General features: G+C 45.5%; 13 protein-coding genes. 10 read left to right on the plus strand and 3 right to left on the minus strand.

Features of this window, described 5'->3' with window-relative positions:
- The first annotated feature begins 144 nt into the window (after positions 1-144).
- From ABH899_RS14255 to cntE, 9 genes are read left to right on the plus strand one after another with little or no spacing between them, the layout of a single operon-like run.
- A complete protein-coding gene (locus tag ABH899_RS14255) occupies positions 145-978 on the plus strand; it encodes a histidine racemase CntK family protein (RefSeq protein WP_369997230.1) in 834 nt (277 codons plus the stop codon).
- Between the two features lie 27 nt (positions 979-1,005).
- Entirely contained in the window at positions 1,006-1,800 is a 795-nt protein-coding gene (locus tag ABH899_RS14260) for an SAM-dependent methyltransferase (RefSeq protein WP_369997233.1), read from the plus strand.
- A gap of 27 nt (positions 1,801-1,827) precedes the next feature.
- Entirely contained in the window at positions 1,828-3,144 is a 1,317-nt protein-coding gene (locus ABH899_RS14265; RefSeq protein ID WP_369997236.1) for an opine metallophore biosynthesis dehydrogenase, read from the plus strand.
- Positions 3,145-3,169: 25 nt separating this feature from the next.
- Positions 3,170-4,774: a staphylopine-dependent metal ABC transporter substrate-binding lipoprotein gene (cntA, locus tag ABH899_RS14270; RefSeq protein WP_483312621.1), complete on the plus strand. Its 1,605-nt coding sequence runs from the start codon at positions 3,170-3,172 to the stop codon at positions 4,772-4,774.
- A gap of 56 nt (positions 4,775-4,830) precedes the next feature.
- Positions 4,831-5,763, plus strand: coding sequence for a nickel/cobalt ABC transporter permease (opp1B, locus tag ABH899_RS14275; RefSeq protein WP_369997239.1), 933 nt, complete (start codon positions 4,831-4,833; stop codon positions 5,761-5,763).
- Positions 5,763-6,656 (plus strand): staphylopine uptake ABC transporter permease subunit CntC, encoded by an 894-nt coding sequence (gene cntC, locus ABH899_RS14280; RefSeq protein WP_369997242.1) that lies wholly within the window; start codon positions 5,763-5,765, stop codon positions 6,654-6,656. Before opp1B ends, cntC begins: the two co-directional genes overlap by 1 nt.
- A 7-nt stretch (positions 6,657-6,663) precedes the next feature.
- The gene (cntD, locus tag ABH899_RS14285) at positions 6,664-7,485 is read left to right on the plus strand and encodes a staphylopine uptake ABC transporter ATP-binding protein CntD (protein ID WP_369997245.1); all 822 of its coding nucleotides are present in this window, start codon (positions 6,664-6,666) and stop codon (positions 7,483-7,485) included.
- Entirely contained in the window at positions 7,472-8,215 is a 744-nt protein-coding gene (locus ABH899_RS14290) for an ABC transporter ATP-binding protein (RefSeq protein ID WP_369997248.1), read from the plus strand. The genes cntD and ABH899_RS14290 overlap by 14 nt, the downstream gene beginning before the upstream one ends.
- Before the next feature lie 43 nt (positions 8,216-8,258).
- A complete protein-coding gene (cntE, locus tag ABH899_RS14295; RefSeq protein WP_369997250.1) occupies positions 8,259-9,446 on the plus strand; it encodes a staphylopine family metallophore export MFS transporter CntE in 1,188 nt (395 codons plus the stop codon).
- 140 nt (positions 9,447-9,586) lie between these two features.
- Here cntE and ABH899_RS14300 read toward each other — a convergent pair whose 3' ends face one another.
- From ABH899_RS14300 to ABH899_RS14310, 3 genes are all read right to left on the minus strand, one after another.
- The gene (locus ABH899_RS14300; RefSeq protein WP_369997419.1) at positions 9,587-10,144 is read right to left on the minus strand and encodes a histidine phosphatase family protein; all 558 of its coding nucleotides are present in this window, start codon (positions 10,142-10,144) and stop codon (positions 9,587-9,589) included.
- Positions 10,145-10,251: 107 nt separating this feature from the next.
- Positions 10,252-10,392: a hypothetical protein gene (locus ABH899_RS14305; protein WP_369997421.1), complete on the minus strand. Its 141-nt coding sequence runs from the start codon at positions 10,390-10,392 to the stop codon at positions 10,252-10,254.
- Between the two features lie 314 nt (positions 10,393-10,706).
- Positions 10,707-11,456: a class I SAM-dependent methyltransferase gene (locus ABH899_RS14310; RefSeq protein ID WP_369997253.1), complete on the minus strand. Its 750-nt coding sequence runs from the start codon at positions 11,454-11,456 to the stop codon at positions 10,707-10,709.
- A gap of 484 nt (positions 11,457-11,940) precedes the next feature.
- Here ABH899_RS14310 and ABH899_RS14315 point away from each other — a divergent pair, with 484 nt between their 5' ends.
- The gene (locus tag ABH899_RS14315; protein ID WP_369997256.1) at positions 11,941-12,951 is read left to right on the plus strand and encodes a phosphotransferase enzyme family protein; all 1,011 of its coding nucleotides are present in this window, start codon (positions 11,941-11,943) and stop codon (positions 12,949-12,951) included.
- The last annotated feature ends 286 nt before the right edge of the window (positions 12,952-13,237 follow it).

The following is a 13,237-nucleotide window of genomic DNA, read 5'->3' on the forward strand; positions in this document are numbered from 1 at the left end:
CCGATTCGGGCATCTTTTTTTTATGATTGACGCTTTCCTGCATTGTGAGTATGATAATAGTAATCGTTACGATTACGATTAAATTCGGTCGAGCGACGTGATCCTACATTTTTTAAAAAAAATCGGTCCAGGGGTAGTTGTCTGATGAAACATGAAATCGACTTTGTGAAATGCAATCCCACCCAGAATATGACCATTCTTGTGAGAACGAATCACTTGGCTGAGGACTATAAGCCCATCGCCGCTAAAATGATGTCCTACGACAGTGTGTACGCCGAACAAGTAGGCTTCATCGAAAAACCCGGCAACTATGAAGCCGATGCCAATTTGCGAATGGCGGGAGGTGAGTTTTGCGGGAATGCTTGCATGGCCTTAGCCGCTTTTCTTGCCTCTGAAAAAGGAATGAATCCTGACGATTTCATGGAAATTGTCCTCGAAGCTTCCGGAACGGAGCAGTTAGTCACCTGTCAGGTGCAGAAAGTCAAGGAAGAGTATGTGTGCCGGCTTGCAATGCCTGCGCCCAAAAAAATCGATCGGAAGACAATCAAGTTTGAAGGCGAAGACTTGGATATTGTCACGGTGAGATATCCCGACTTTCTACATATTGTGATCGAAGTCGATCATTTCAATGAGACCGTGAGAAATCGGGCACAGGCCTTGGCGAAGCTGCTTGGAGCGACTTCGGAAGCCAGCGTGATCGGCATCTTGTTATTCAAGAGTCATTCGGACGAATTGGCTCCGCTCATTTATGTCCCTTCCTTAGACAGCATGATTTGGGAAAGAGGGTGCGGCTCCGGCACGGCTTCACTGGGTGCCTTCCTGTCTTGGAAACACAAGGGGACCGTTTCTGCGCAAATCAAGCAGCCCGGCGGAACCATGACTGTCATGGCCGAATGGGAGGAGGACGAGGTAACAAGCCTTACCATTGAAGGGTCCGTTGGAATTGTAGCCCAAGGCAGAGCTTTTATTGATGTTTAATATCCTGAATCGGATTGGAGTGAAGGTATGTATACGCCCGAACAATTTCTACGAACTTTAACCGGGTTTCAAGCGAAATTTACGCATGTAGCAGAGCGTTACGAAGGTACCGTCCAGCGAAGCTCCGAGTTAGAGGCGATCCTAGATGACTATTCCGCTTTCGTTACGAACGAGGCTAACGAAGAATCATGGGAACTATTGAACCGACAAGATCCCGGACATATGTCCCGGCTAGTTGAAGATTTGAGGAAGACGTCGGCGTTTTGTGTCGCGATTATGGAAAAATACCGTGCATGGAAGCTGTTGAATGGAGACGCGGAAAGGACGGAATATTTCCGAAATATAGAATCATGCATCGAAAAAGAATTTGGAAGCTTTCAAGTGACAGCGGATTCGAAAGTGCTGCTGGTGGGCTCGGGCTCATTCCCCATGACGCCCTTGTACATAGCGAAGCAAACCGGTGCGGAAGTGGTCGGCATCGATATTGACAGGGAGGCTGTAGAACTCGGAAGAAAGGTTGTAGAGGAGTTGGGAAGCGGATTGAAAATCAGGCTGGAGAACGTGTTCGCAGAGCATCTGGACGGTATACAAGAGGTGACTCACATCATATTCAGCTCAACGGTTGCCAATAAATACGAACTGCTGGATCAATTGGATCGGCTAACCAATCGGCATGTGATTGTGGCCATGAGATACGGCGGCGGCTTGAAATCTTTATTCAATTACCCCATGCAAGAGGTGAACAGACGCAAATGGAGCTTGGTTGAAACCGTTTTGCGTCCCGGTCACGTGTTTGATATCGCTTTGTATCAAAAAGCATAGGCTTCATTTTGGGAGAGGAAGGGTCAGATGGGTGAATTTCAACGAGTCTTAGTGCTGGGAACGGGTCCCGCTTCGATTCAATTGGCCGTCCTGCTAAAAAAAGTTGCGAACTGCCGCGTAGGAATCGCCGGTCGAAAGTCCGTTCGTTCCGAACACTTCTTTGCGGCGCTCAAGCAGAGCAACCGGCGTATCCGCGCAGACATTCAAAATGAAAAGCACCGGCGGCTGCAGGGCGAGTGCGTCATCGATGATGTTTTTCACGGATATGAGAGCATTACGGGAAGATGGGATACCGTGATCTTGTCCGTTACGGCGGATGCATACATAGGGGTACTCCAACAAATCCATGAACAGCTTTTGCGGCAAGTAAGGTGTGTGGTCTTAATTTCCCCGACCTTCGGTTCAAACAGCTTAGTCCGCCACTATATGACGGATATTCGTGCGGATGCGGAAATTATTAGCTTTTCCACCTATCTTGGCGATACGCGCTGGAGGCACGACAAGCCGTCCGATCAGGTCATCACGACAGGAATCAAGAAAAAAGTGTTCATTGGCTCGACGAAGGCTCCATCCGATCATGTGACGAAGCTTCGTACGTTGTATGAACAACTGGGTATAACCTTGGAAATCATGCGATCTCCATTCGAAGCGGAAACGAGAAATAGTTCCTTATATGTCCATCCTCCTCTGTTTATGAATGACTTTTCGTTAAATGTCCTGTTCGGAGAAGCGGCCCCCAAGAAATTTGTATACAAAATGTTTCCCGAAGGTCCCATTACACCCGGTTTAATCCGCGATATGGTGGCCTGTTGGAAAGAGATGACGGCCATTATCTGCAAGCTAAATATAGACGGCCTTAACTTGCTTAAGTTCATGACAGACGACAATTATCCGGTGCGGCCGGAAAGCTTATCGCGTCATGAGATCGAAAACTTCCTTCATTTCGAAACGATCCATCAAGAGTATTTGGTATACATCCGGTATACATCGCTGTTAATCGACCCTTTTTCCGAACCGGATCAGGATGGGAAATATTTCGATTTCTCGGCAGTCCCCATTCGGCAAATCTTTGTCAACCATGAAGGGTACTGGGACATCCCGCGCATGCCCAAGGAAGATTACTACCGAATAAAAATCATACAAGGCATTGCGAGATATGTAGATTCAAGCTGTCCGACGATTGATACGTTCATTGCAACTTACGAGCGGAAAATAGAGGAAGCGGCCCGGCATAGGCTGCAAGGCGAGCTGTTGTCGGATGCATTCACCGTCCAAAGTTTTGAAGAAGACTTGAAGAGGATACGCAGTGAAATAGAAATCAGGCCCGGATCAAAGAACATATAGTACGCTGCATACTGGAGGAGAAGACGTGACGAGAAGAATAGCGGGTTTATTAGCTGCTTTCATGATTTCCATTGCGCTGCTGGCAGGCTGCGCCGGCGAGAAGAAAACGAATACGGGGTCCACGGAACGAAGCAAAGAATTGGTGTACGCCACGGCAAAAGATATCAACGATATGAATCCCCATTTGTACACGGGTTCAATGCCGGCGCAAGGAATGGTGTATGAATCATTAGTCGAAAATACGGAAGACGGAATCAAGCCGCTGCTGGCCGAGTCTTGGGAAACTTCAAAGGACGGGAAAACATACACCTTTCATCTGAGAAAAGATGTGACCTTTCACGACGGAGAACCGTTTAACGCGGAGGCTGTGAAGAAAAATATCGAAGCCGTGCAAAAAAATGCAAGCAAGCATTCCTGGATCAAACTATCCGCTAAGATCGTGAGCTGTAATGTGCTGGATGAGTTTACGGTGGAATTGAATCTATCGGAGCCCTACTATCCGACTTTGCTGGAATTGTCGATGACCCGGCCTTACGTATTCATCTCCCCCAAAAATTTCGTTAACGGGGAGACAAAGGATGGCGTGAGCGGATATAACGGCACCGGACCCTATAAGCTCAAGGAACATAAAACCGAACAGTACGCCACTTTTGAAGCCAATGAAAACTACTGGGGCGGCGCGCCTAAAGTGAAGAAAGTGACGGCGAAAGTTCTTCCGGCCGGGGAAATGACATTTTTAGCGCTGCAAAAGGGTGAAGTCAACGTTATCTTTACGGATGATCGAGGCGCGGACAGCATTGATGTGGAAGCGATGAACCGGTTAGTTCAATCGGGTGATTTCCAGCTGGTCAGAAGTAAAGCGATGAATACGAAAATGATCGTGGCCAACAGCGGCAAATCAGGCCCCGTTCATGAAAAGGCCGTACGTGAGGCCATCTGGTATTCCATTGACCGGGAAACCGTCAGCAAGCAAATTTTTAGCGGGATGGAAACGGCGGCTAACACTCTATTCCCCTCCAATGTCCCGTATGCGGACGTCGATTTGAAGAAGCGGGGCTACGATCCGGAAACAGCGAAAAAGATTTTGGAAGAAGCGGGCTGGAGCCTGGAGAGCGGCAAAGAAATCAGAACCAAAGCCGGAATCCCTTTAGCCATGAAGCTTTACTACGACGTCAATTCTTCCTCCCAAAAAACGCAGGCTGAATTCCTTCAACATTCGTTGACAACAATCGGGGCTAAGCTGGACCTTATCGGCGAAGCATCTTCTTCTATCGCGAAAAGAAGAGCCGCGGGAGACTATGATCTGCTGTTCAACCAAACATGGGGGCTCGCCTACGATCCGCAAAGTACGATTGCCGCCTTTACAGCGGAAGGCTCTTATCTGCATACAACCAAAGGCATACCGAAAGCGGCCGAGCTCTATAAGAAAATCGATGATGTGATGGTGTCCGCCGACGAGAAGACACGGAGATCGTTATACGCGGATATTTTAACTCTTGTCCATGACGAAGGCGTCTTTATCCCCATCACCAATGGCAGCGTCACCGTTCTGGCTCCCAAAAATTTGAAAGGGATCTCGTTTAAGCAAACGCAATACGAGCTGCCTTTTGAGCGAATGTACTTTGAATAGCTGAATAAATTGTACAGGGATACCACTTGGCGCCATGTGCAAAAAAGGAGATGGCTATGGGCAGTTATATCCTCAAAAGAGCTTTACTATCGCTTCCTTTGCTTGTGATTATATCCTTTTTAACGTTTGTTTTAAATCATCTGTCTCCTATGGACCCGGCCGAAGTAGTCCTGCACGCGCAAGGCGTGCCGAATATAACCGAAGAATTAATCGCGGAAACGAAAGGGGCGCTCGGACTGGACCAGCCGTTTCTAACCCGTTATTTCAATTGGCTCGTTTCCTGCCTGCAGCTCGATTTCGGCGATTCGTACGTGACGGGAAAACCGGTCTGGTCCTTGCTGGGTCCCGCTTTTCTGAATACCTTAAAGCTGACGCTGGTTTCGATGGCTGCCATTATTGTCCTATCTATTGTCCTAGGCGTGATCTGCGCATGGAAAGAAGGGAAAAGGATGGACAAATCGGTTAGAGGGGTCTCGTTTTTACTGACTTCTATGCCGTCGTACTGGCTTGCGTCGCTTATGGCATGGTATTTTTCCGTCCATCTGGATCTTCTCCCGACAAGCGGCATGGACTCCTTCAAAAGTTACCTATTACCGGTTGCCGTGATTACGATCAGTTATACTGGCATTTACTTTCGGATCGTCAGAAGCTCCATGATCGGCCAGTTGAACGAGGACTATGTGTTGTACGGCAGGGCAAGCGGTTTACCGGAAAGAAAAATAACGATGCATATCCTAAGAAACTCGCTTCAGGTGGCCATTTCCGTGTTTTGTATGGCCATCCCCATTATTCTGGGAAGCACGGTCGTTGTAGAAAACCTGTTCGCGTGGCCCGGTCTGGGGACGTTAAGTGTCAAATCCATTCTAAGCCGGGATTTCCCGATCATCCAAGCTTATGTCCTTGTGTTGGCGGCGGCCTTCGTTCTGTTCAATACCTTGTCGGACATGATTCTTGCGGCGATGAATCCCAAACTAAGGAAGGGGATGTAATGGAACGATTTAAATCGGTCGTGAGAGACAAGCCGGCTGTCCTATCTTTATTCATTCTCGTTACAACCATGGCTGCCGGGATCTTTGCCCCTCTGATTGCGCCGCATGCTCCCGGGGAAGTGCATATGGAGCTTCGGTTTGCGGGTCCGTCGCTGGAATATCTGTTAGGCAACGATCACCTGGGGCGATGTGTTTTATCCAGATTAATATACGGGATCCGGCCAAGCGTGCTCTGGGTAATGGCCGCCTTGATCCTAACGGTAGGGATTGGTGCCTTTTTCGGCTTTATTGCCGGGTATTTCAGGGGAAGAACAGATGCCGTCGTGATGAGAATTTGCGATGTGATGCTTTCTTTTCCGGGTTATGTCATGATCTTGGCCGTGATCGGTATTGTGGGCGTAGGCTTTGAAAATATATTGATCGCGTTTGTATGTACGAAATGGGCATGGTTTGCCCGCGTCATCCGAACGTCTGTCATGCAATACGCCGAAGCGGACTATGTGAAGTTCTCTAAAGCGCTTGGCGCCGGCAGCGTTCAAATTATGGTCAAGCATATTGTGCCCGTTTCGCTTCCCGACATTGCCGTTCTGTCAAGCAGTTCTTTCGGTTCCATGATTTTGCAGTTATCCGGCTTCTCCTTCCTCGGTTTAGGCGTTCAAGCTCCGAATGCAGAGTGGGGCATGATGTTGAATGAGGCAAGGGAAGTCATGTTCTCGAAGCCGGAACTTATGTTAGCGCCGGGTTTAGCGATCGTTCTTGTCGTGTCGGCTGTCAATTTTCTGTCCGATGCGCTCCAAGCTGCGTTAGATCCTAAATTAAGGATTTCCAATCAAAAGCCGCAAGGTCAGACCGTCGCTGCCGGTACGGCGATTCAAGGAAATGGGGTGGCTTAATCCGGTCATGAATAGTTTAGAAGTGAAAAATTTAAAAGTTTGGGATCACCTGACCGGCGAAGTGATGATCCCGAACAGTTCCTTTCATGTAAAGCAGGGAAGCTGTCTGGCCATCGTCGGAGAAAGCGGAAGCGGGAAGTCTCTAACCTGCAGGGCCGTTATGAGATTGACTAAAGCTAATATCCGCCAATCCGGAGACATTCTGTTTGGCGGAGTAAACTTAAGCGAGCTGCCCGAGAAAGAAATGAGAAAAAGAAGAGGAAAGCAGCTCTGCATGATTTTGCAAAACGGCATGCGAGCCTTCGATCCCTCTTGTGTGGTCGGGGTTCATTTAAAAGAAACGCTTGCCGAACATTTCGGCTGGAGCCGCGACGAAATAACGGCGAAGATGACAAAAGCGATGGAAAGCGTGATGCTCCAAGATCCGATAGCGGTGATGAACAAGTATCCGCACCAGCTTTCGGGGGGCATGCTTCAGCGCGTGATGATTGCGCTGGCTATTGTGCTGGAACCGGATCTCGTAATCGCGGACGAACCGACTACGGCACTGGATACGATCTCCCAATTCGAGGTCGTTGAACAGTTTGCGCAATTGCGGGAGAGAATGGGGTGCTCCATGATTTTTATTTCGCACGACCTGGGCATCGTCCGAAAACTTGCGGATGAGGTGCTGGTTATGAAAGAGGGAGAAGTGGTGGAAAGAGGGCCGACTCCGGCCATTTTCTCTGAAGCACGCCACGAATATACCCGCTATTTGGTCTCCTCGAAGCTTTCGCTGAATCATCATTTTAGGAACCTAATGGGAGGCGTCAGCCATGCTGAGGGTTAAAGGCGTCGGGAAATCGTACAAAACGGGCGGCTTATTTTCCGCGAAAAAACAAAACGTGTTAGCAGACATCAGCTTCGAATGCGGGCAAGGGGAATGCCTGGGCATCATCGGAGAAAGCGGAAGCGGCAAATCCACACTGGGCCGATTGATCATAGGGATTGAGGAGCCGGATCAAGGAACCGTTCTATTCGAGGGAAAGAGGATAGGGGCGCGGAATGCGAGACGGGGGAACATTAGCGCTGTTTTTCAAGATTATACCTCCTCCATTAATCCGTTTTATACGGTTGAGCAGGCTATTATGGAACCCTTGAAGCTGCAAAACAAAGCCCGAAAGGAGGCTTCGGGTAAGATTGATCTGCTGCTGCATCAAGTCGGACTGGACTCGTCCTATCGGACCAAATACCCTCATGAATTATCGGGCGGAGAAGCTCAACGGGTGTGCATAGCCAGAGCTGTTTCAACCGAGCCGAAATGTATGTTGTTGGACGAAGCCATCAGCTCGCTGGATGGTTCGGTTCAAATCCAGGTGCTTGAGTTGCTCAAAAGATTGAGGGAAATTTACGGCATGGGATACATCTTCATCACCCATGACATCCAGGCTGCCGCCTATATTTGCGATAGGGTCGTTTTCATGCGACAGGGCCGGATCGAAGAGACGGTGAACATCGCACACTTAAAAGACGTTCAATCCGCGTATGCAAGGAAATTATTGCAGCTGATCATTACCTAACGTTATGGGGCGGACAGAGAGAATTCGGGAAGGAGCAAGAACGGTGAGAGGAGCTTTGTCCTGGCCTTTTCTGAGGCTGTATATGTTGACTCTATTGTATTTCAGCGCCAACTCCATTTTAAACGTCATCATTCCATTGAAGGGCGAATCGCTGGGGGCCACGAATACAACGATCGGGATCATTATGGGGGCGTACTTATTTACAACGATGTTTTTCCGGCCCTGGGCGGGTCATGTGATTCACAAGCACGGTCCGATTAAAGTGCTGCGCACGATTCTTGTTATAAACGGGTTAGCCTTACTCCTGTACACGTTTACAGGGCTCGGGGGATACTTCGCGGCCCGTATGCTGCAAGGGGTCTGCACCGCTTTTTTCTCCATGGCCCTGCAGCTTGGTATTATAGACGCGCTGCCGGATAAGGACCGGTCACAAGGCATCTCGATGTATTCCTTATGCGCTTCCATGCCGAATATTATAGGTCCTCTGCTGGCTTTGGGCATGTGGCAAACGGCGGATAGCCGTTATTTTATAACGGCCATGATTACGATTGCCATACTTACCGGAGTGGTGGGCTATAGTGCCGGGATGGAAAAAAAAGAGGCCGAACCCGCTGTCGGTCAGTCGGGACCTGGCGCCACGATGCTCCACTCCTTCGGCCATCTGGTTAAAAACCCGCATCTATTCAAATGCAGCGTTCTGATGCTGACAGCTTCCCTTGTATTCGGAGCGGTGACAACCTTTATTCCCCTATATGCCATGCAGATCGAAAACGGAAACGCGGCCATTTATCTGATGATTCAGGCGACGGCCGTAGTGGCAGCGCGTTTTGTACTTAGGAAGAAAATTCCTTCGGACGGAAAGTGGCATTCGTCCTTTATGATGGTGATTATGCTGATATTAGCCGCAGGAGCGCAATGTGTAAGCTTTTCCGCAGCCGGCGGAACGGTGTTTTTTTATGTCGGCGCAGGTTTAACAGGCATCGCTCAGGCCCTGCTTTATCCGACCTTAACGACGTATTTGACTTTTGTATTGCCGCAGCATGATCGCAATGTGCTGCTCGGTTTATTTATCGCTACGGCCGATTTAGGCGTTTCGCTGGGCGGCGTCGTGATGGGCCCCGTCGCGGATCTTTCTTCGTACTCGTTTATGTACCTGATCTGTGCGATTTTAGGTTTGTCGATGATCTTTTTTGCTTACGATCGACGTAAAATTTTTGCCCGCTCAAGATAAACTTGAATGCTGATCAGTCACAAACTTGCAAGCTTACAAGCTTTCAGCGGCTTCAAATCAGCTTCTTTCAGGAACTGTTTATGCCCGCATATCAGAACACTATATTTTTCCAAGCCCTATGAACAGGGCTTTTTACATAATTAACCCCTGTCCCATATGCGTTTTACTTCAATAAGTCTCCGATTGTCGAAACTTAACTTATATATGTCAGGCATATCCAACTGCTTCCAAAATGTGAAATCGAACCTTTTATCTAAGAAATTCATAATTAAAACCATGATATTACCATGTGTTCCGATTCCAATATTTTTACCTTCATATCGTTCCAATACTTTTTCGAACGCTCGAACTCCCCTATTCTGGGCAAGAATGTTGGATTCTCCCCCCTCCCAAGAAAAGGAATAGTCCTCCCATACCTTTGCTATTGCACTGTCAAAGTCATCGACAGGCTCTTCAGATAATAACCTTTCTTTAAAGTCTTCTTCGATGACTGTATCAACGCCATATATTCCAGCTAACCCTTCAATAGTTTGTATTGCTCTTTTATATGGACTTGAAATCAGGACACTTATACTTTCATTTTTCAGTATTTCAGTAACTTTCCGAGCGTCCTCTTTTCCACGTTCTGATAGGGGTCTATTTAATTCATCAGCAGAATAAGTAGAATGAGCATGTCGAACAAGATAAAGATTTGTAATCAACTAAGTCACCAACCAATCAATCTAGTATATAGCCATATTCTTTGAAGTTTAAGTGATACTCGATGTTGATATTTCCCAGTTCGTAGATTTGTACGTGATGAGTTCTATGGTCTCCACCTTTTGAAAAATATCGGCGACCAACATTTCCTTGTTCCCCCTCGTGGTTTATAGCCAATGAGAATCATTTGTTCGTTATTATCGTCTACCTTGGTAATATCCTTGACGATAATTAGAATATCAATAATTGGCTTGCAAACCCAATCTGGGGAACGGAAATGCTTCCGATATGATGGATATCAAGGAACTCGTTCGAGAATATGGATTCTAATAAGATTTCTTCTTTATGGTATAGATCAAACCAGTTTTCCGTCCAAGGAGAAATTTCGGTTCTTCTCAAATGAACACCCCATGTTGACCAGTAATTGGAAGGGACGTAGTATTATTCTATGTGACCACTCCAATTCCTCTTCTGGTCGCTCCTGCATTTCAAAACTCTCTATTTTATAAAGGATAACAAGAAGGATACCCGATTAACGAGTATCCTTTTTGTATACAATTTCTATAACTTAGCAGTTATTATAAAGCGTTCCGAATTTGTTCTAATACCCTTCTCAGTTTGATTTTCTTTAATAAATTGTTGGAGTATTTGGAAATCGATCTTAGTCCGTCCAAAGTCGGGAATAATTGGAGTGTGTTTTAGTAAAAAAATCAGGTCTTCAGCCGTTTGGTAATATTCAATAACATTACATTCAAATGACTGAATATCGCTAAAGCCTGCTTCGCTTAATTCAGTAATATATTGATGCTTTAATGTACCTGCCTTTGTTCCAAAAGCCTGTCCTCTTCCAAACGCTTCTTTAATATTTGATTTGTCGTTTTCGCTTACTTGCTGAGTGTGGAATGTACCACCCTGAATTAAAACTTTTGCAATTTCTTTAGCAAAGAATTCCGAATGTCTACACGAAATAACATTAAAAAAGTCGGCAGGAAACTCCAAATTTTCAGCGTCCATCTTTAGAAAACGTACATTAGGTACGCCTGATTTAGCAGAATTTTTAGTTGCGGTATCTATCATTCCAGTGGATTGGTCAATCCCAACTAGAAGGAGTGCAGATTCAGCTATTGACAAAATCGCTTCTCCGCCGCCAGTACCGATGTCAAGCAATATATCCGACCTCTTGCATGTCTTCATTACTTCATTGTAGAAGTCCCATTTTATTCCTTCGGAGACACATTTCACATTGCTGAAATCCCAACCGTTGATTTTTCCGACTTGATCATAAAACTTTATATAATCCGATGGATTCATTTTTATTCCACCTTTCAATGAGGATAAGAAGCTGACCGATATCATTCAATGTTTTAGCTTCATGAGACCAAAAGGGCAGACTAACCCCTTGATGGCTGGTACGCGTTTTTTCCAGCCCGAAAACTAAATACCTCGAACGATACGGAAAGTCATCCATTTCACCTCATTTGAAAGATTGATCCAATTATAGTTCGAAGAGAGTTTGTCAATCAAGAATTAAAAATACTTTGCGAGTGTGTTTCTGTATGTATTGAAAGTAGGGGGGATTACAACATAAAACTTGAAAGAATTTTTGTCGGTTGAGATCAATTCCTAACGCCAAGAAGAACCAAGTATAATGAAAGTAACGCCAATATATCTCATAGTGAAGAGGGTGCGTAACTATGAGATGTGCAGATAAGCTTATTCTAAGGCTCGGAAATTTGATGTTATTGTTGCAAAAGAACGTACTCGTTATAAAATGACTTTTAGTGGAGGTGCTTTCTTGGATAAGGTACAGTTACTGAAAATGTCAATAAAGCCATATGGATTAAATCCTAGTAGTTTAATAATTGAAAAAGAACTCCAACCTGATAGTTGGCATGGAGATTTACATTTCAAAATTCATGTGGATAACAAATCTTATTCAGCAAGATTTATTGGAAATAAACGCTATGAAACGGATGTATTTATTAAATTGTCAGATGAAATTCTGACTGAACAACTGAGATTTTGTAATTACCTTCTTAATTCCGGTATCCCTTTTATGGAACACGTCTCAACTGTGAATGGAGAACCATTTACATTAGTAAAAGATGTAGATAAAGAATGGAAATTCGTACTTTTTGAGTGGATTCAAGGTCAACATCTTACTCATTGTACGGAATCCGTAGCAGAAAAATTTGGTGCTTTTGCACGAAAGATACATAACATATCATCGAAGTTCGAAACTGTCGTTTTTCCTAAAGAGTCACATAGTAAAGGTCATGAACATTTTTACAATTTACTTTGTAATCATGCTGACTCATCTAAGTTTTCGCCCTCCACAAATGAAATATTAAAAAGTTACCTTAATGAAATTGAATATCATAAAGATAAAGCAAAGACGGATTCTTATGACTATATCGTTCAATCTGACCTCAATCCGCTAAATATACTTTGGAATGAAGACGAGGAAATTATTGGTGTCGTTGATTTCGAATCCATAACGTACACGGATAGAGTGGAGGGGCTAGCGTGGTTAGTAAAATGGTACTCTAGAACTCATGGAATTGCATCTCATGAAATGTCTCCAATTCTTGCAAAATCAGTGCTACGGGGATATGGTGCAGAAGAACTGCTAACACAAAGAGATTTTGAGAGACTACCTTCATTGTTATGGTTAACCGGTTGTTTGAATTGGAATTTTACTGCTAAGACAATAGAGTTATTAAAGAACAAGGAAGATGCTCTTCTGATAGAACATTTGACTAAGTATTATAAGCGAGGAGAAATACTACGTTCACTCATACTCTGAAAGAGATAGTACATACAAATCGTCCTTGGTTAGCACCCAATAAAAAGAGCGGCTTGTTTTAGCCGCCTAAGTCATAAGAGCAAATCCCATTCCTGTGGTTATGTTGTACTTCCTGTCTACTCCGCACATGTGGTATGCTGTATTCCGCTCGTAAGAAAGAAGTTGAACTCATTTACGACGAGGTATTTTCACTCAAACATAGAGGATTGTGCGCTGGTTATTGTATGATAGAGAATAGAGCGACTGCCTCAATAGGTCGTTATTACTATAAAACAAGGTGGAGCAC

This window comes from Paenibacillus sp. RC84, from assembly GCF_041260495.1.
Lineage (GTDB): Bacteria > Bacillota > Bacilli > Paenibacillales > NBRC-103111 > Paenibacillus_F.

Excerpts from the sequence above, each read along its gene's own strand:
- ABH899_RS14290 (WP_369997248.1), top strand. The coding sequence starts at position 7,472 with ATGCTGAGGGTTAAAGGCGTCGGGAAATCGTACAAAACGGGCGGCTTA.
- ABH899_RS14255 (WP_369997230.1), top strand. The coding sequence starts at position 145 with ATGAAACATGAAATCGACTTTGTGAAATGCAATCCCACCCAGAATATG.
- cntC (WP_369997242.1), top strand. The coding sequence starts at position 5,763 with ATGGAACGATTTAAATCGGTCGTGAGAGACAAGCCGGCTGTCCTATCT.
- ABH899_RS14260 (WP_369997233.1), top strand. The coding sequence starts at position 1,006 with ATGTATACGCCCGAACAATTTCTACGAACTTTAACCGGGTTTCAAGCG.
- opp1B (WP_369997239.1), top strand. The coding sequence starts at position 4,831 with ATGGGCAGTTATATCCTCAAAAGAGCTTTACTATCGCTTCCTTTGCTT.
- ABH899_RS14265 (WP_369997236.1), top strand. The coding sequence starts at position 1,828 with ATGGGTGAATTTCAACGAGTCTTAGTGCTGGGAACGGGTCCCGCTTCG.
- cntD (WP_369997245.1), top strand. The coding sequence starts at position 6,664 with ATGAATAGTTTAGAAGTGAAAAATTTAAAAGTTTGGGATCACCTGACC.
- ABH899_RS14310 (WP_369997253.1), bottom strand. The coding sequence starts at position 11,456 with ATGAATCCATCGGATTATATAAAGTTTTATGATCAAGTCGGAAAAATC.